This is a genomic window from Streptomyces sp. N35 (genome assembly GCF_016464295.1).
GTDB lineage: Bacteria > Actinomycetota > Actinomycetes > Streptomycetales > Streptomycetaceae > Streptomyces.
The window spans coordinates 38,802-56,670 of sequence record NZ_JAEIMH010000064.1 but is presented as its reverse complement, the minus strand read 5'-3'; the positions used below and the strand labels follow the sequence as shown (position 1 = coordinate 56,670).

General features: G+C 71.4%; 14 protein-coding genes and 1 pseudogene. 4 read left to right on the top strand and 11 right to left on the bottom strand.

All coding sequences use genetic code 11. The annotated features are described in order from the left end of the window. Window positions 1–5: 5 nt before the first annotated feature. The 9 genes from JAO81_RS29605 to JAO81_RS29565 all read right to left on the bottom strand — a co-directional run bounded on the left by JAO81_RS29605 (window position 6) and on the right by JAO81_RS29565 (window position 14,256). On the bottom strand, window positions 6–1,949 hold the full coding sequence (locus tag JAO81_RS29605; protein ID WP_199551028.1) for an alginate lyase family protein: 1,944 nt from the start codon (window positions 1,947–1,949) through the stop codon (window positions 6–8). After that, complete coding sequence (locus JAO81_RS29600; RefSeq protein ID WP_199551027.1) at window positions 1,946–4,117, bottom strand: bi-domain-containing oxidoreductase; 2,172 nt, start codon at window positions 4,115–4,117, stop codon at window positions 1,946–1,948. Before JAO81_RS29600 ends, JAO81_RS29605 begins: the two co-directional genes overlap by 4 nt. Further along, complete coding sequence (gene asnB / locus JAO81_RS29595; protein ID WP_199551026.1) at window positions 4,114–6,078, bottom strand: asparagine synthase (glutamine-hydrolyzing); 1,965 nt, start codon at window positions 6,076–6,078, stop codon at window positions 4,114–4,116. Before asnB ends, JAO81_RS29600 begins: the two co-directional genes overlap by 4 nt. 3 nt (window positions 6,079–6,081) lie before the next feature. Further along, a complete protein-coding gene (locus JAO81_RS29590) occupies window positions 6,082–7,614 on the bottom strand; it encodes a polysaccharide biosynthesis protein (RefSeq protein ID WP_199551025.1) in 1,533 nt (510 codons plus the stop codon). Then, window positions 7,611–8,969, bottom strand: coding sequence for a Wzz/FepE/Etk N-terminal domain-containing protein (locus JAO81_RS29585; protein WP_199551024.1), 1,359 nt, complete (start codon window positions 8,967–8,969; stop codon window positions 7,611–7,613). Before JAO81_RS29585 ends, JAO81_RS29590 begins: the two co-directional genes overlap by 4 nt. Next, on the bottom strand, window positions 8,966–10,231 hold the full coding sequence (locus tag JAO81_RS29580) for a glycosyltransferase family 4 protein (protein WP_199551023.1): 1,266 nt from the start codon (window positions 10,229–10,231) through the stop codon (window positions 8,966–8,968). Before JAO81_RS29580 ends, JAO81_RS29585 begins: the two co-directional genes overlap by 4 nt. Next, a complete protein-coding gene (locus tag JAO81_RS29575; protein WP_199551022.1) occupies window positions 10,221–11,537 on the bottom strand; it encodes a nucleotide sugar dehydrogenase in 1,317 nt (438 codons plus the stop codon). Before JAO81_RS29575 ends, JAO81_RS29580 begins: the two co-directional genes overlap by 11 nt. A 69-nt stretch (window positions 11,538–11,606) precedes the next feature. Continuing rightward, window positions 11,607–13,085: a sugar transferase gene (locus JAO81_RS29570; protein WP_199551033.1), complete on the bottom strand. Its 1,479-nt coding sequence runs from the start codon at window positions 13,083–13,085 to the stop codon at window positions 11,607–11,609. Between the two features lie 430 nt (window positions 13,086–13,515). After that, window positions 13,516–14,256, bottom strand: coding sequence for a class I SAM-dependent methyltransferase (locus tag JAO81_RS29565; protein WP_233416095.1), 741 nt, complete (start codon window positions 14,254–14,256; stop codon window positions 13,516–13,518). Window positions 14,257–14,713: 457 nt separating this feature from the next. Here JAO81_RS29565 and JAO81_RS29560 point away from each other — a divergent pair, with 457 nt between their 5' ends. The 4 genes from JAO81_RS29560 to JAO81_RS29545 all read left to right on the top strand — a co-directional run bounded on the left by JAO81_RS29560 (window position 14,714) and on the right by JAO81_RS29545 (window position 16,807). After that, window positions 14,714–15,124, top strand: a complete 411-nt coding sequence (locus tag JAO81_RS29560; protein WP_199551020.1) for a hypothetical protein — start codon at window positions 14,714–14,716, stop codon at window positions 15,122–15,124. Continuing rightward, window positions 15,121–15,936, top strand: coding sequence for a transcriptional regulator (locus tag JAO81_RS29555; protein ID WP_199551019.1), 816 nt, complete (start codon window positions 15,121–15,123; stop codon window positions 15,934–15,936). The genes JAO81_RS29560 and JAO81_RS29555 overlap by 4 nt, the downstream gene beginning before the upstream one ends. 143 nt (window positions 15,937–16,079) lie before the next feature. Beyond that, window positions 16,080–16,382 carry a roadblock/LC7 domain-containing protein gene (locus tag JAO81_RS29550; RefSeq protein WP_199551018.1) on the top strand — a complete coding sequence of 101 codons (303 nt, stop codon included), beginning with the start codon at window positions 16,080–16,082 and terminating at the stop codon, window positions 16,380–16,382. A 50-nt stretch (window positions 16,383–16,432) separates the two neighbouring features. Next, window positions 16,433–16,807 (top strand): hypothetical protein, encoded by a 375-nt coding sequence (locus JAO81_RS29545; protein WP_165335830.1) that lies wholly within the window; start codon window positions 16,433–16,435, stop codon window positions 16,805–16,807. Window positions 16,808–16,889: 82 nt separating this feature from the next. On the opposite strand, the gene JAO81_RS29540 is transcribed toward JAO81_RS29545, so the two are convergent. Together JAO81_RS29540 and JAO81_RS42875 are read right to left on the bottom strand one after the other, a co-directional pair. Then, a complete protein-coding gene (locus tag JAO81_RS29540) occupies window positions 16,890–17,264 on the bottom strand; it encodes a roadblock/LC7 domain-containing protein (protein WP_199551017.1) in 375 nt (124 codons plus the stop codon). A gap of 85 nt (window positions 17,265–17,349) precedes the next feature. After that, window positions 17,350–17,869 (bottom strand): annotated as a pseudogene (locus JAO81_RS42875) (hypothetical protein); the annotation flags it as partial.

The following is a 17,869-nucleotide window of genomic DNA, read 5'->3' as shown; positions in this document are numbered from 1 at the left end:
CCCCCCTAGCCCTGGAACCTGAGTACGGTGACGAACTCCGCCGCACCGTCGGCGGCTCCCGTGCCGACGAGCGCGGTGGCGGGTTCCTTGCGGCCGAAGCCTGCGGAGTACCAGCCCAGGGGCGGGTTGCTCTCGCCTCGGTGCGACCGCCAGGACAGCCCTGCGGGCAGGTCGAGCACGGCGGAGCGCTGCTCGCCGTCCCGGGTCCAGGCGAGCTCGGCCCGGCTTCCCGTCAGCCGCGCGGAGACCGCCGGGCCGAGGTGGAATGCCAGGTGCACGTCACGTCGTGAGCCGATGACCTCGTCGACCACCGTCAACTCACGACCGGCGGCGGCGAGTTCGACCCGGCGGCGGTGCACGGAGGGGTGGTAGCCGTCGTGTTCGGCGGACCAGCGGGCCACATCCTCGTCCGCCGTGTCCACGGCCAGGACGCGGCTCGTCGCATGCCGGGTCCACAGGAACGGGCCGCCGGAGACGGACTGGTCGGCGCCGTCAAGGCGCAGCGTGTTGTGGCCGAGGGTCGAGCGGAAGTACGCGCGCCACTCGGGCTGCCCGTGATAGCAGTACGTCCCCGGGTCCGCGAGGATGTCGACGCCGTCCTGCCGCACCTCGACGGAGAGCGCGTCCGCGTGGGCGTGCGCGGCGATGGACAGGAACCCGTGCGGACCCCCGTCGCAACGGCACCAGATCTCCCCCGGACCGCGCAGGATGGTGAGCCCGGCGTCGGCGAAGTGCGCGGGCCGGTCCTCCGGCCGGGGCACGGACGGTACGGCGGGTTCGATCAGCGCGGCGAGCAGCGGCGTCCGTACATCGGTGCCGGTGACCCGCGGCCACCAGTCGAGCCGTCCGAACACGGCCTCCCCGGTGGCGAGCAAGGAGCCCCAGCGGTCGGTGCCCGCGCCGTCGACGATCAGGCCGTGCCCGTCGTCCGCGTCGCCCTGGCGCGGTGGCCGCAGCCGGTTGTCCACGACGGCCGCGAGCGCGTCGGTCATCCGCAGCAGCACCAGGCGCGCCGTCGCGGGGACCGGGACACCGGCGCGGTCCGCCTCGGCCACGGCGGCCAGGCCGAGTTCGAGGACCAGGCCGTGGTACTCGGTGGCCAGTTCGCGGTTGAGGCCGGAGAGGAAGGTGTTGGCGCGCAGGTGCCGGTCGAGGGACCGTAAGGAGTCGGCTCGCCAGCGCGCCGAGGAAGGGAACCAGTCGAACGCGCAGGACGCGGCGAACTGCCCGGCGGTCTCGGCGATGATGTGGTTGTTCGCCGAGGATCCGCGGCTCGGGAAGGCGGCGAGCCAGCGCTGGTGGTGCCAGATCTGGTTCCGCGCCACCGGGTTGTCCTCGAACAGCCCGGCCGCACCGGGCCAGCCGTCGAGCAGCCGGCGGATCCATACCCAGGACAGGAGCCGGATCCCCAGCTCTATACCGCTGATCCAGTGCACTCCGCGCAGCGGCGCGTTCGCCGCCCACCAGGACCGCAGGTGCGCGGCGACGCGCTCCGCGTACCGCTCGTCCCCGGTGAGCGCGTAGGCGGCGGCGAGGACGGTGAGGTACTGGTGCCGGGACAGCTCCCAGATCTGCTTGATGTCGCCGACCGCGTCCTCGTCGCGGTACGGCAGCCCGAACGCGTAGCCCCATGGCGCCCGGCGGCCGGTCTTCGGGTCGTACCACCAGTCCGGATCGGTCAGGTCGTCGCGTACCACTCCGAAGTATTCGATGTGCCCGGCCATCAGCCGGTCCGCCTGCGCGACGAGGCGTTTGGCGGCGTCCGGTGGGACCGCGGCGAGCGCCCCGTCGGGCAGCACCGCGGTGAACCGGGCGCCGGTGACGTCCGGGCAGTCGGGCGGTGTCGAGCGCCAGCGCCGTCTGCGGACCGTGTCCCCGACCCGGCCGCCGATCTCCCGCGGCGCCATCCGGGACAGGCGCCGCAGGTACCAGCCCGCGCCCATGCTCATCGCGCACCCGCCAGCGTCACGGGCGCAGCGGCGGCCACGGCGGTCTGCACGGCGAGGGTGGCCGCCGTGGTGGCGACCAGGGACTCCAGCGGTACGGGCATCGGCCCGCCGGTCCGTACGGCCCTGATGAACGCGGCCAGTTGGGCGTTCTGGCCCTTGTCACGGGCCTTGGGCAGCCGCGAACTCACCCACCGCTTGCGGCTGTGGACCGAGGCGCGCACGAAGTCGTCGAGTCGCAGCACCTTGCCGTCCGCGACCAGGTCGAGGGTTTCCTTGGGGTAGCCGGACGCGCCGCTGGTGACGTAGCTGAGTGTGGCGGTGGACCCGTCCGGGTAGCGGAGCACGACCTGCAGGTCCTCGTGGCCCGAGGTGCCGACCGCGTACACGGAGACCGGGTCGGCGCCGAGCAGCCAGCTCGCCGTGTCGATGAAGTGCCCGCCCTCACCGGCGAACCGTGTGCCCTCGGTGCTCTGCCGCAGGTACCAGCTGCCGTGGTCGAGGCGGCCCGCGTTGATGAGATAGCGCAGGTTCGCCGGTCCTGTCCGGACGCCGAACTGCTTCTTCGCTTCCTGGAGCAGGGGCGCGAAGCGGCGGTTGAAGCCCACCTGCAGCCGGTCGTTGCCGGACTCGTCCACCGCCGCGAGCACGCCCGACAGGTCGTCCTCGGTGAGGGCCAGGGGCTTCTCCACGAACACGGACTTGCCGGCCAGGAGTGCCTGCCGGGTCAGTTCGGCGTGCGAGCTGTGCCGGGTGACCACGAACACGGCGTCGACGGACTTGTCGCCGAGCACCGCGTCGAGATCGGTGGTGGCCTGCGCGAAGCCGAACTTCTTTTGGGCATTGGCCCCGGACAGTGCCGTCGTGGTGACGACGGTCGCCAGCTCCACCCCCTCGCGCCCGGCCAGGTGCGGGAGGAGCATCGAGGTCGCGTAGTTCCCCGCGCCGACGAAGGCGAGCCGCACCGGCGTCCTGACGGCACCGGCCGGGCGCGGCCGTGTGGTGACCGCGGGCACGGTCACCACGGGAGGCTGCGCTTCCCTCTTCTGCCCGGGGTAGCGGAACAGGACGGCCACGGCCTTCAGACCGCCGTCCTTCAGGTTCTGGTACGTCTCGACGGCCTCGTCGAAGGCCGCTATGTGGGAGACCAGCGGCTCCACATCGACCCGGCCGCGGGCGACGAGGTCGAGGAAGCACGCGAGATTGCGGCGCTCGGTCCAGCGGACATAGCCGATCGGATAGTCCCGGCCTTCGAGTTCGTACTCCGGGTCATAGCGCCCCGGGCCGTACGAGCGCGAGAAGCGGACGTCGAGCTCCTTCTCGTAGTACGCGTTCCACGGCAGGTCGAGGCTGCACTTGCCGATGTCGACCACCCGGCCCCGGTCGCGGCTCAACCGGGCCGCCAGCTCGACGGGTTGGTTGCTGTCGCCGCCCGCGGCCAGATACACCTGGTCCACGCCATGGCCTTCGGTGAGCTCGGCGACGGCCGTCTCCACAGCCACAGATCCGGGATCGCCGCAGGCCACCGCGCCCAGCTGCTCGGCGAGCGCACAGCGCACCGGGTCGGGGTCGGCGCCCACGACCCGTACACCCGACGCGGTGAGCAGCTGCACCACCAGCTGTCCGATCAGCCCGAGTCCGATGACCAGGGCCACTTCGCCGAGTTGCGGCTCGCCGCGGCGCACGCCCTGTAGCGCGATCGACCCGACCGTGCCGAAGGCCGCGTGCTGCGGTGCGAGTCCGTCCGGCACCTTGGCGTAGAGGTTCTGCGGTACCCAGTTCACCTCGGCGTGCAGGGCGTGCTCGTTGCCGGCGCAGGCCACCACGTCGCCGACGGCCACATCGTCGATCCCGGCGCCGACCTGCTCGACCACCCCGCACAGCGAATAGCCGAGCGGCGTATACGAGTCGAGCTTGCCCATCACCTTGCGGTACGTGGCGGGCACCCCGTTGGTGGCCACGCTCTGCAGGACCTTGGCCACCTGGTCCGGGCGCGAACGTGCCTTGCCCACCATGGACATACCGGCCTCGGAGACCTTCATGAGCTCGGTCCCGGTGGAGATCAGCGAGTAGGCGGTCCGTACCAGCACCCCGCCCGGCTTGCATCCCGGTACCGGTACGTCGAGCAGCGCCAGTTCGCCGCTCTTGTAGTTCTGCACTACCTGCTTCACCCGTGCTCCTCTGTATTCCTCTGAAGTCCCATGAAGTCCTGCGCCGTTGACCGAGTGCTCCGACCGGACCCGGAGGTCGCGCCGCGATACCAGTACTCGAGGGTCAGTACGTGCCACAGATGCTTGGAGAAGTCCCGCTGCCCCGAGGCGTCCTCGGCGACCATCCGCCGCAGCGCGTCACGGCGCAGGAAACCGGAGCTGACCAGCTCGCCGTCGTTGATCACCTCGCGCACCAGCGGCGCCAGGTCCCGGCTCATCCAGGCCCGCAGCGGGGCGCTGAACAGGCCTTTGGGCCGGTGGACGATCTCCTTGGGCAGGATCGAGGAGGCCGCCTCCTTGAGGACGGCCTTCCCCTGCCGGCCCGCGATCTTGCGGCTGCCGGGGAAGGCGAACGCCGCCTTCACGACCTCGACGTCCACGTACGGGACCCGTACCTCGGTGGACGCGGCCATGCTGGAGCGGTCCGTGTAGGCGAGGTTCAGGCCCGGCAGGAACATCCGGGCGTCGCCCAGGCACATGCGGTTGACGAAGTCGTCGAGCTCGTTGTCCCGGTAGATGTCCGCGTGCTCAGCGAGCACATCGTCCACCGTGCCGGCCAGGTCCGGGTCGATCAGGGCGAGCAGTTCGTCCTGGTCGTACATGGTGTAGCTGCGCCGGAACGCGGTCTCCTCGGGCAGCTCGGCGAAGGACAGGAACCGCTTCGCGAACCGCACCGAACGGTAGCCGCGGCGGGCCGTGGCCACCGGCAGCCGGTCCACCACCGCGTGCACACCGCGCCGCAGCGGCCGCGGAACGCGCTGGTAGCGCAGGGCGAGCACATTGGCGAGGTGCTTGCGGTACCCCGCGAAGAGCTCGTCGGCGCCCATCCCCGAGAGCAGCACCTTGACCCCGGCCTCGCGGGCCGCCGAGCAGATCAGGAACGTGTTGATCGCGGCGGGGTCGCCGATCGGTTCGTCCAGGTGGTAGGTCATCTGCGGCAGCAGATCGAGAACGTTCGGGGCGATCTCGATCTCGTGCAGATCGACGCCGAACCGCTCGGCCACCTGCCGGGCGTAGCGCAGGTCGTCGGGCATCGCCTCGAACTTGGCGTCCTCGGCGCGGAATCCGATGGTGTACGCGGAGATGCCCGGCTGGTGGCGGGCCGCGAGCGCGGTCAGATAGCTGGAGTCGAGACCGCCGGAGAGGAAGGTCGCGACGGGGACGTCGGAGAGCAGGTGCTGCCGGGTCGACTCCTCGACGACGGCGGCCAGGTCCGGCTGTTCGCCGTGGCGCGCCTCGGCGGCGATGTCCTTCAGATTCCAGTAACGGCCGCGCTCCACCTGGCCGTCGGGCCGGCAGCGCAGCCAGCTTCCGGGCGGAAGCTTCTCCGCCTCGCGCAGCGCGCAGCGCGAGTCGGGCACCCAGTAGTACAGGAGGGACGCCACCAGGGCCGCGTGGTCCACCTCCGGCTTGGCGCCGGAGACCGCGGCGAGCGCCTTGAGTTCGGAGGCGAAGACCAGGCCGTCGCCGCGCCGGAGCAGGAAGAGGGGCTTGATGCCCAACTGGTCGCGGGCGAGCACCAGTTCACCGCTGCGCTCGTCGAAGATCCCGAAGGCGAACATGCCGCGCAGCCGGGGCAGACAGTCCGTTCCCCAGCGCCGCCAGGCTTCCAGGAGTACCTCGGTGTCCGAGGTACCGCGGAAGCGCACTCCCGCGCTCTCCAGCTCGGCACGCAGCTGGGGCGCGTTGTAGAGCTCGCCGTTGTACGTGAGGACGAGGCCGTCCTTGGCCATCGGCTGGGCGCCGGTCTCGGACAGGTCGATGATGGCCAACCGGCGGTGGCCCAGCTGTACTTCGCCGTCGCCGACGGGGTGGCTGTAGCGGCCGGCCCCGTCCGGACCGCGGTGCGCGAGGATCTCGGTGAGCCGGTCGGTCACGGCTTTGCCGTCCGGCCATCTGTACGTGCCCGCTATGCCGCACATGAGCTAGCGCACCTCCTGATCGCTGTCGGGGACCCGCGGGGCCGGCACCGGCAGCGATTCCTTGCGCAGCCGGCCCGTGCCGTTCTGCCGGGCGAGGCGCTCGCTCTGGCCGCGTAACGCGGCCGCCGGCCCGTCCCACAGCGTGCCGTCGGTACGGTCGCGCGGGTCGGGGTCGATCAGGACCACACCGAGCACGGCGATCCGCTGGTCCGCGAGCTGTCGCGCCACGGTGTGCAGCCAGGCGGCGCTGCCGTGCCCGGCGCGCACCACGAGCACGGTCCGGGTGCCGAGGTACTGGAGGTCGGTCCATGCGGTGCCGGGCGCCACCGAGCCGACACCGAACCGCAGTTCCTGAGGCGATACGGCCGGGACCTCCGCGTCGCCGACCACGGTGAAAGCGCCCGACTTGGGGCGGCGTTTGACGAGTTGCAGGCGCGGCAGGCCGTCGACGACGACCACCGGCCGCTCCCCCGCGAGCGCCTCGGCGAGATCGAGGGCGATCCTGCTCGTGCTGCGCACGGAGCCCAGTTCGAGCAGCGAGAACCCTTCCGTGGAGCCGCGCATGGTGCGGGCCAGGGACGCCGTGAGCCGTTCGCGTGCCGCCCGGTTCCTGCGGCGGCGCCACAACAGGGCCTGGCGGCGGGGCAGTTCCGCGAGGACGGACGCGCCGAGGTTCGCCGCGATCACCCGGCGCAGCACCGGGCGGTCCGCCACCACGGAGCCGACCGCGGCCAGCGCCAGCCCGAGCACGAGCCCCAGCACGAGCCCGATGCCCGCGTTGGTGGCGGCGGTCCTGGGCACGGAGTGCTCGACCGCGCGCGCGGCGTCCACGATCTGCGTACCCGCGACGAGGCGCGGTGCGCCCATCCGGGCCTCTTCGGCGCGCTGGTCGAAATCGGCGATACGGGAGGTGAGTTCGGCCCGGCGGGCGAAGAGCGACTCGAGGTTCGCGGCCGCCCCGGGGTCGGTCTCCGGGTCGACTTCCGGCTGTCCGTCGCCGATCTCTTCGTTCACCTTGTCGAGTTCGCCGCGCATCTGGTCGCGCTGGCCCAGGAGGGCCTTGGCTTCGGCCTCCGCCGCTTCCATCAGGCGCCGCACATGGTCCGCGACGAAGGCATCGGACAGCGCCTCGGCCCGTGCGACCGCGTCCGCGTCGCTGTCACCCGCCACCGTGATCTGCAGCAGGTTGTTGGTCAGCCCGGTGCCCTGGTAGTCCTCCATGAAGTCTTCCGGGCGTTCGGTGGAGTCGAGGGATTCCAGAGCCTGGCCCGCGATCCGCGTGGTCTTCAGCAGGGCGGCATCGGTGCGGATGAGCGTGCCCGGGTCGTTGGGCTGATCCGCCTCGTGCGCGACAAGGACCGTGCTCACGGCGGTGGGCGGGGGTGGCATGAGGACCGCCACCGCCGCTCCGGCCAGCAGACCGAGGAGCGCCACGCAGCACCAGAGGCGCCCGCGCCCGCGCCCCCCCCCCACGGGGGCCGGCAGGCCGAGGAGTGGGGGGGCGGCCGGCGATGCGGACGTCGTGCTCGTCGTCACGCTGAACCTCCCCGCGTGTCGATGCCGCCGGCCATCGCGGGCACGGGGCCGTCCGGGGTGTGGCCGGCCGGTCCTGTCGTACGGGCCCGGACCGTGCCGGCGAGGACGACGCCGACGACCTCGTGCCCGGCGTCCGTGCAGGCCTCGGCGAGGCCGGCGAGTTCTCCGGCGGTCCTGCTGCCCGCACTGAGCACGACCAGGGCGCCGGACTCGGTGGGGGGGGGGGGGGCGGGGGGGGGCCCCCCCCCCACCTCCGCCACCCGCGGCTGGGGCTCCCTCCCCGCCTCGGCGGCGAGACGTACGGCGGCCCGGCGGGCGATGTCGTCACCGTTCGGGACGATCACCAGCAACGTTCCGCGGGAAAGCGGCAGTTGGTCGCCCAGGCGGGCCAGCACCCGCCGGTAGCGGATCTGCCTGCTGCCCTCGCCGCCGGACGCCTGCGGGGCAGGTGTGTCCCACCGGGTGTCGAGGCCGAGGAACCCGCGGATCCGGGCCTGCGGGCCGCCGCCCTGCGGGGGCTGGTGCGCGGCCCGTTCACCGGGCACGTCGACGGTGCCGAGAAGTGTGGCGCCCAGCGCCGCGGCGATCTCCTGTTCGCCGCGCAGCCGCCTGCTCATACGCGCGGCGGCGAGATGACCGACTACCGTGCACAGCAGGAACAACAGCGCACCGCCGACGACGAGTTGGAGCCGGGTCGGCGGGGCTTCGCCGGCGGGCCGGGTCGCCGGTCCCATGACGACCATGTTGGCCTTGTTGAGCGAGGGGTCGACCTCGTCCAGCTTCTCCACCGCCTCCTGCAGCGCGGTGCGCAGCTTCTCCAGTTCGGTACGGCCCTGCACGCTCTCCACGCTCTTCCCCGGATCGGCCGCCTTGGCCAGCTCGGTGATACGGCGGCTGGTCTGCGCCACCAGCTTCTTGAGCGCCTCGGGCCGCGTCGCCACATCGGAGTCGGTGGTGTCGCCCGCCAGGCGGGCGGCGAAGGCCACGTATTCCTCGGCCACTCGGTCGGCGATCCGCTGCGCGCCTTGCGGGGTGTCGGCCGTGCCCGAGACGCTGATGATGTTCCCCTCGGTCGCCTTGGCGCTCACCCGGTCCCGCAGCCCGCTGTCGCCGAGCTTGGCGGCCACCTTGTCGATCACGACCGAACTGGTCGCGATCTCCGCCTGGGTCAGCAGCTCGCGCTCCTCCCACTGGCCGGAGAGCAGCACCGACGCCGAGGTCGTGTAGCGCGGCGGGAAGACCACCGAGACACCGAAGCCGACGAGCGCGCCCACCACGGCGAGGACGGTGAGCAGGCGCCACCGCCGTTGGATCACTCGCCCGATCGTGGCCAGGCGGATCGTGTCGTCGCTCAACGGAGCAGCCTCCTCCGGATTCGTGCCGGGCCGCGTGCCGCCACCGGGGTGTGGTCGCGGCAGGCGGCTTCGTACGCGGCGAGCAGCGAGGCCTGCGAGTGGCGCCAGGCCAGCTCCCCGCCGATGCGCTCCTGGCCGGTCTTGCCCATCCGGGCCCGCAGGTCCGGATCGTCGAGCAGCAGGGCGATGCCCTTGGCGAACTCGGCCTCGTCGTTGGCGGGCGCGTAGACCGCCGCGTCCCCGGCGGAGACGCGGGCTTCCTTCAGGTCGAAGGAGACGATCGGCCGTCCCATGACCATGTATTCGAGGACCTTGTTCATGGTCGACACGTCATTGAGCGGATTGTGCGGGTCGGGAGACAGGCATACGTCCGCGGTGGACAGGTAGCGCGCCAGGTCGGCGTCCGGGATGCGGCCGGTGAACTGCACCTGCTCGGTGAGCCCGAGCCGGCGGGACAGCCGCACCATGGCGTCGAAGGTGTCGCCGCCGCCGATGAACACCGCATGCCAGTCGGTCCGTCCGAGCTCGTCGCGCAGTTTCGCGAGCGCGCGCAGGGCGTAGTCCACGCCGTCCTGCGGGCCCATCACGCCGAGGTAGCACAGCAGATGCGGCTTGCCGCGCTTCAGCTCCGGCTCGGGCGGAACGGGTTGGAAGCGGCCGACATCGGGTGCGCTGCGCACCACGAAGACGTCCTCGGGCCGCCGCCCGCCGCGGCTGAGCGCGACGTCCCGGTAGCTCTCGTTCGTGGAGAGCACGATGTCCGCGGCCCGGTAGGTCCGCCGCTCGAGGGCGCAGACGCCGCGGTAGAGCAGATCCTTGCCGCGGTCGAACCGGGAGAGATACAGCTCGGGTACGAGGTCGTGCTGGTCGAACACGAACCGTGCGCCCTGCCGCTTCAGCCACAGCGCGGGCAGGAACAGCAGATCGGGTGGATTGCAGGCGTGGACCACGTCGACCGGCCCGACCTTGCGGGCCAGGCGGACCGTGTGCCACAGGGCGGATCCGTACTCCCGCAGATAGCCGGCCGGTCCTCCGGTCGCCGCGCGCAACGGATAGCGATGGATCCGCACGCCGTCGATCAACGCCTCCGGCTCGGTGTCCCGCTTCTCGCCCCGGGGGCAGATCACATGGACGTCCCAGCCGGCGTCGCGCAGCGTCGCGCACTCCTGCCACACCCGCCGGTCGAACGGCACCGACAGGTTCTCCACCAGGATCAGCGCGCGCCGGGCCGGCCCGGCGCCGCCGGATATCTCACCAGACAAGGCCCACGTACCCCGTTTCGGTCCTGCGCGTCTCGGCGTCGGGTAGGCGAACAAGGTCGATCAGCACGGGTCCTTCGCCATGGGGCAGCGCCGCGAGCACCGCCGGGTCCTTGGTGCCGACCAGACACACCTCGGCGTGCTCCATCACCTCGTCGACGGAGTCCACCAGGAGCTGCGCGATATGGGGCAGGCGGGTTTCGATGTACGCGCGGTTCGCGCCGAGCAGCCGCGAGAGGTTGACGTTGGCGTCGTAGATCTTCAGGTCGTACCCCTTGCCGATGAGCCGCTCAGCCAGTTCGACCAGCGGGCTCTCGCGCAGATCGTCGGTGCCGGGTTTGAAGGACAGGCCGAACAGGCCCGCGCGCCGTTTGCCGGTGCGCTCGACCAGCTGTACGGCGCGCTGCAGATGGTCGGAGTTGGAGGGCAGTACGTGGGACAGGATCGGCACCGAGACATCCGCCCGCCGGGCAGCGTGGACCAGACTGCGCAGGTCCTTGGGCAGGCAGGAGCCGCCGAAGGCGAAGCCGGGGCGCAGATAGGCGGGGCTGATGTTCAGCTTGCGGTCGGCGAGGAACACGTCCATCACCTGGTGCGAGTCCACCCCGAGTGCCTGGCATATCGCGCCCAGTTCGTTCGCGAAGCCGATCTTGAGACCGTGGAACGCGTTGTCCGCGTACTTGATCGCCTCGGCCGTCGGTACGGGCACCCGGAACACCTCGCCCGGCAGTCCCTCGTACAGCTTCGCGACCACGTCGCCGCTCGCCGGGTCGAGTTCGCCGATGACGGTCTTCGGCGGGTCGAAGAAGTCCCGCACGCTGGTGCCCTCGCGCAGGAACTCCGGGTTGACCGCGACCCCGAAGTCCACACCGGCCGTGCCGCCGACGTACTTCTCGAGGATCGGCACCAGCAGGTTCATACAGGTGCCGGGAAGCATGGTGCTGCGGAACACGACCGTGTGCCGCCCGCCCTTCTCGGCGAGCGCCGCCCCGATCTGCTCGGCGACCCGCTCCAAGTAGGTGGTGCACAGGCTGCCGTTGGGCTCCGAGGGTGTGCCCACGCAGATCAGGGACACCTCGCTGCCCAGGATCGCCTCGCGGACGTCGTCGGTGGCGCGTAACGCGCCCGTACGTACGACCTCGGCGGTGAGCTCGCCGATCCGCTCCTCGACCACCGGGGCCTTGCCCGCGTTGACCAGGTCGACCTTCGCCTGGCTGACGTCGACGCCGATGACCTCGTGGCCCCGGCCGGCCAGGCACGCGGCCGATACGCAGCCCACGTAGCCGAGCCCTAAGACACTGACCCTCATCTCGAGTTCCTCCCCTGGCGGGCCCTTGGGCCCGCGGTCCTTGGCACAGGTGACGCGCTCCCCCGCGCGTCAGTAGGCCCCCTGCCCCTGGACCACCGCACGCAGCGTCTTCCACAAGATCACCGCGTCCAGGGCGAGCGACCAGTCCTCCACGTAGCGCAGGTCGAGGCGGACCGCCTCGGCCCACGGCAGATCACTGCGTCCGCTGATCTGCCACAGGCCGGTGAGCCCGGGCTTGACGAGCAGCCGCCGCCGGATGTCCGGGCCGTACTCGGCGGACTCCTCCGGCAACGGGGGCCTCGGTCCGACCAGCGACATCGAACCGGTCAGCACATTGAAGAGCTGCGGGAGTTCATCGACGGAGTACCGGCGCAGCACCGCCCCCACCCGCGTCACCCGCGGATCTTGGCGCACCTTGAACAGGAGCCCGGCGCCCTCGTCGAGGTCGGCCAGCGTGGCCCGGGCCCGGTGGGCCCCGTGCACCATGGTGCGGAACTTGAAGATGGTGAACTCACGGCCGTCCTTGCCGACCCTGCGCTGGCGGTAGACCACCCCGCCGCGGCTGTCGATCAGGACGATCGCCCCGACGAGCACCATCAACGGGGCGAGCAGCAGCAGCAAAGCCGCCGCTCCCAGCCGGTCGACCACCTCTTTGACGACCCGGCGGCCGCCGGTGAAGGCCGGCATGCTGACCCGCAGGAGCGGTATCCCGAGTACGGCGTCGACATGCAGCCGCGGTCCCGCCACCTCCATCAGGACGGGGGCCACCACCATCTCGGCGTCGCTGCCTTCGAGGTTCCAGGCCAGGCGCTGCAGCCGGTCCGGCGACCAGTACGGGTCGGGGGTGACCGCCACGACCCGGTAACCGTCGCCGTGCACATGCTTGGCGACGTCGGTCAGCTGGCCCACGACCGGGACACCGTCCACCTTGTCGCCGGCGAGCCCGCGCCCGTCCGCGGTGCACACCGCGTCCACGCGCCAGCCGAGGTGCGGGAACTTGCGGGCCCGGGAGATCAGGTCGCGTACGGTGTCCGGGCTCCCGGCGGCGAGCACCGGTCGCAGACATCGGCCTTCCGTACGCCTGCGGTGCAGCCACCGCCGCAGCAGATAGCGCTCGGTGACGGTGACGAGGGCGATCGCCGGTATGGCGACGAAGATCCAGAGTTTGATATTGCGCGAACTGACGGCGATCCCGCCGAGCGAGAGGACGACGGCCGCCGTGAACAGGGCGCGTCCGAGGCGGCGGAACTCCTCGGCTCCCTGGCCGAGTACGACGGGGGCCCAGGCCCGGCTCGCCATCAGGGCACCCAGGACGAGCAGTTCGGTGCCGAAGGCCAGAATGGTCCACTTCTCGTGCCAGTTGGCCGCGTCACGTACGCCGAAGAAGCCGCCGATCGACGCGATCACAAAGGCCGTGGCCACGGTGTCGCCGGTGATCACGGCACGGCGGTACCGCGGCTCCCATTCGCTTTCGGGCTGACTTGTCGCCCCGTCCACCGATCGCCCGCGCACCGGTGGAAACGGGCTGACTAACTCTCCCTGCCGCACGGTCCCGCCGAGGTCGCCAGCGGGTTCGACGTGTTCGCCCAACACGGTTCCTCCCCCCGGGAGGCCCCCGCCCCCCGCCCTGTTGCTCCCCTCGGGAGGCCCCCGCCCCCCGTTCAGCGCCGCTCTGTCTTGCCGGGAGGCCCCAACCTCCCGCGAACAATCCGCCTGCCTTCAGAGCCACCAGAAACAACCCGCGTAGACCGAGGTGGACAGGGGTGCTCCCCGCACCCGGTGCCGCACCACCAACGCGCCAGTCCTATAGATCACGATTTGTCGCCTCGTGTCCCGGCATGTGAAGCGTCAATCTAGACCATTGGAGCTCCCCTGAAGAGGGGATGTGTGTAATTTGTGCTGAACATTTGAAGCTCGTTACATCGATCGTCACCCGCGTGTACGTGCCGGGACCATGGAGAGACGCCTACGGCCAGGGTCAAGCCGTCTTTGCGAAGACAAGCACCTCGGTGGAGGCGACGCCCATGGGGGCGAGGAAGCCGGCCTCAAGAGTGCAGCCGAGGGTGGCGAAGAGGTCCACGCAGGTCCGGCGCGGCATCGCGGCCGGATAGGAGTCGTGGCCGGTGCCGCCCTGCGTCGCCCAGGCGCGCATCGTGTCCGGCTCCAGACAGGTTTCGGTCATCACATCGAAAACGATGCGGCCACCGGGTCGCGTGACCCGTGCCATCTCGAAGAAGTAGCGCGAAGTCCCGAGAAACGTCAGGGTGTTGAAGACCTTGTGGGCCAGCACCAGGTCGATGCTGCCGTCGGGCGTCGCGGCGAGCGCGAACCCCTCGGTCGGCCGGGCCACCACGCCGAAGGTCTCGACCAGATACTCGGCCCAGGGAGCCGCCGTCTCGTAGATCTCATAGCGGCCCGGCGCACACTCCTTCAGCGTCTTCTCCAGATAGCGCCCGGACCCCGGGCCGATCTCGAGGACCGCGTCCGGGCCGGCCTCGAAGACCCCGAGCGCCCGCAGTTCACCGATGGTGGACTCGGTGGCGCCGGGCGTCCCGTTCATGACCTCGTCGATGTAATCACCGACGGACAGACCCGCCGCCCGCGCGGCCCGCATGGTCGCCTCGAAGGGGATGAAGTCGTCGACCCCGCCCCGGTTGTTGGTGCTCCGCACGATGTCGAATCCGGCACGGCGTAAGAGCCGCCTGACCCCCGACTTCAGCACTGACAATCCCCTCCCCGCCGCCCGTGGCGGGCGGCCCCCCAGGTCGTTTCCGCTCAGCGCCCGAAGCATAGAACCGCCGAACCGCTCGGCGGGCGGTCCTGGATACGCCTGGTGCCACAGTGACGAATGAGGTGACACCGGGCGCATGTCCGAGGCATTTGCCCCACGGCACGGCGTGCCGACCACGACGGGGGCGCGCGACGGACGCGCGGGAGCGCAGGTGCGCGCCCGGGCAACCATGCCGACCGCTTCACTCCTGGCCGGAACCGGAATATCGGCCTACTGTTCGCCGGAATCGGTCTCGAATCGAACGCTAGTGACCAGTCCGCTGTCGTGGTTTGGCAAATTCATTTGGAATGTGCCACTGGCCCCTTCGGGCGCCTCTTCGGCCCTAGCCTCCTCGTCACGCAGGCACACTGCAGCACCGGTCGCCGGTGCGGGGAGGGGGGCGAGGGTGCCAGGGATCGACATGACACTCCTCGAGGCCATCGGCGTGCCCGGTGCGCGCGGGGCCGCCATCGTGGACTGGACCTGTGGCTTCGCTCTGGACTCGGCGGGTGAGGCCTGGCCGGCGGGCATCGAGGCGACCGCGGGTGACACCGCGGAACTGGCGCGGATCGTCCGGGAGTCGGCCGTGTTCGGCGCCGGTCACGACGGCGGTGATGCTCCGCAGGTCGAGGACGTCATCGTCACCACCGGCTCGGCCTACCACCTGATCCGCTTCGTCGCGGACGCCCTGGAAGGAGGCCTCTTCGTCCACCTCTGGCTCGATCGCGAGGCGGGCAACCTCGCCCTGGCACGACGCCGCCTCCAGGCACTGGCCGAGGAGTTGGCGCAGCCGTACACGGCCACGGAGGCGACATGACCCCGGCGGCCGCCGCGCCCGAGCTGCCCTCCCGCGCCTCGATGCTCCGGCGGCTGGCAAAGGAACGGGCCGACGGTGTGCTCGAGCGCTCGACCGGTCTGCTGTATCTGGTCGACGGTCAGGTGGTGCACGCGCAGAGCGAGGCGGCCACGGCGCTCGGTCAACTGGTGGTCGGCAGTGGGCGGTTGACGAAGACCGAATGGGACGAAGCTCTCGAGCGCTGCGGCGGGGACAGCCGTCGGGCGGCCGATCATCTGGTCAAGGACGGTCAGCTCGCCGACGGCGCACTTGAACTGTGCCGGTACACCGCCTTGTTCGACGCGGCGTATTTCGCGCTGGCACCGGGCGGCGGTCCGGCCCGGTTCCGGCATGGGGTGACATCCGAGGGCGGGCTCGGCCTGTCCGTGCCCGCGGACCGGGTGCTTGCCGAGGTGTCCCGGCGCCGGGCGCTGCTCCACTCCCTGTGGCCCGGCCCCTCGATGGACCACCACCCGGTGGTCCGCGGCAGACCTCGGCCGGACCGCCCCCCTTCGGTCCGGCTGCGGGAGCTGCTCGACCTCGCCGACGGGGAGCGCACCCCGGCCGACCTGGCGCGAGCGCTCGGCCGCCCCGCCTTCCACGTGCTGCTCGAAGTGCGCCGCCTCGCGGTGGCGGGTCTGGTGGAGCCACCGCGGCCGCCGGCGCGCAGGCCCACCGCGCCCGCGCGTACGGGCCGCTCGCCCGCCGCGCGCAGCCGGGCCCCGGACGGTTTCGCCGCGCCCGATATCGCTCTGCTGCAGCGCGTACGCGACGGCTTGGAGGCCTGCCTGTGAATCCGCGACTCCCCGTGTCCGGGGCGCCGCCATGAGACGCATCTCGCGACGCCGGGCCGAGAGGGACCAAGTGATGGCGGCACAGGCCGAGTTGGGGGGGGAGCTGGGGCGGGTGCGCGCCCGCCGCGGGCGCGGACGGAAGGGTGCTTGCCGAGGACTTCGGCGGCGGGGACGCCCCGCGCGCCGGGACTCGTCCCGCCGACGCCCTCACGGCGGCACGTCGCGTCGCCGAGGCGGCCGCGGTGGGCGGTGTGCGGGAGTTCCTGATCCGCGGTACCGACGGCTGGCTGGCCGCGTGCACGGCGGGCGACTCGGCCCTCCTGATGCTCGCGACCGGGTCCAGCACCAATATCGGCCGGCTCCGCCTCGAGGCCGGCTGGTCCGGCGCGCGGATCGCCGCACTCCTCGACGACGCGCCCGAACGACTGGAGAAGACCTGCCCATGAACGCTCCCAATCCCCGAACCCCGAACCGACGCAAAGGAAGTGCGGCTCCGATGATCAACACCGAGACGGCCCTCAAGGAAGCGATGACAGGGATCGAAGGCGCCCTGGGCGCGGCCCTGGTCGACTACAGCAGCGGCATGGCGCTCGGCACCCTCGGCGGGAACAAGGAACTCGACCTGTCCGTCGCGGCGGCCGGCAACACCGACGTGGTCCGCGCCAAGGTGCGCACCATGGAGATGCTCGGCCTCAAGGACGAGATCGAGGACATCCTGATCACGCTGGGCGGTCAGTACCACCTCATCCGGCTGCTCAAGTCCCGTAACAACAGTGGCCTGTTCCTCTATCTGGCCCTGGACAAGGACCGGGCCAACCTCGCGATGGCCCGCCACCAGCTCAAGCGCATCGAAGCCGAACTGGACGTCTGAGCAAGGTGACCGGACGAGCAAGGGCGGTGCCGCACTTCAGGTGCGGCGCCGCCCCTCGGTGCTCCCTCGCACCGCGCTGCCTTCAGGCCTCGTCCGTCAGGATCGAGGCGATCCTGTCGAGGATCGGCGGGAACTCCTCGTGCAGCAGATCGACATCCAGGCCCTCGTCGCCGAGGACCACGAGCAGCGCGATCTCCCCCACCGGGTACACGGCGGCGCAGCCTTGACTGCCGTGGGTCACCATGCGGCGCAGCTCTCCGCGCTCGGTCGCCGCCACGGTGCGCTGCGCAAGGCCCAGGCCCGCGGCGGCGAGTGCGGCGAGCCCTTCCGCCTCGATCCTGCGGCCGGTGTCGGCCGCTATGAGCAGTCCGTCGACGGCTGCCACCGCCGTATCGGTAATTCCGGCCAGCTCCTCTCTTATCTGACGCATCTCGTCGGCCAGCTTCTTTTGATCCATGCAGTGAACCCCACTTGCATTGCGGCGAGTTGTTTGCGGTCTCTGTCCGGCGCGCGCCAAATCCTCGATCATCGAGGTCAATTCCTCATCCTGGGTCGTCGATGCCAATTCTTCCGGCACGCAGGTAAACGCCCTGCCGGCCCGCCACGGAAATCTCCTCGGCGGGCGTTCTCGTCCTGCCGCCCGCGTCGGCGGGCGTTCTCGTCCTGCCGCCCGCGTCGGCGGGCGTTCTCGTCCTGCCGCTCGCGCCCGGGACGCGGCGCGGCAGGTCTGCTGCGGCTGTGCGTACCGGCGGCTGGGCACCGGCCCGGTCCCGGCCTCGGCGAAGCAGCGGCTCGGCCAGGTCCGGGGACCCGGGTCCCAAGGCGATCCCGCCCGGGGTCGCCCGGATGATCAGCCCCCGGCCGAGCAGCAGGGTGGCCTCGACGGTGGTCGTGTAGAGCCCGCGGCCGGTACGGAACGCGATGTCCCGCGCCGTGCGCCGACCGTCGGCCAGGGCGAGGATCTCCCGGCCCGCGCCGGGCCGGGAGGCTTCGCTCCCGGCGGGCGGGGGGGCGGGGGGGCACGGGCCCCCACCGGGGGGGGCCGGGCCCGGCCGGCGCCCC

Bases quoted from the DNA above. Each gene is read 5' to 3' on its own strand.
- JAO81_RS29605 (WP_199551028.1), bottom strand. From the start codon at position 1,949: ATGAGCATGGGCGCGGGCTGGTACCTGCGGCGCCTGTCCCGGATGGCG.
- asnB (WP_199551026.1), bottom strand. From the start codon at position 6,078: ATGTGCGGCATAGCGGGCACGTACAGATGGCCGGACGGCAAAGCCGTG.
- JAO81_RS29575 (WP_199551022.1), bottom strand. From the start codon at position 11,537: ATGAGGGTCAGTGTCTTAGGGCTCGGCTACGTGGGCTGCGTATCGGCC.
- JAO81_RS29555 (WP_199551019.1), top strand. From the start codon at position 15,121: ATGACCCCGGCGGCCGCCGCGCCCGAGCTGCCCTCCCGCGCCTCGATG.
- JAO81_RS29545 (WP_165335830.1), top strand. From the start codon at position 16,433: ATGATCAACACCGAGACGGCCCTCAAGGAAGCGATGACAGGGATCGAA.
- JAO81_RS29540 (WP_199551017.1), bottom strand. From the start codon at position 17,264: ATGGATCAAAAGAAGCTGGCCGACGAGATGCGTCAGATAAGAGAGGAG.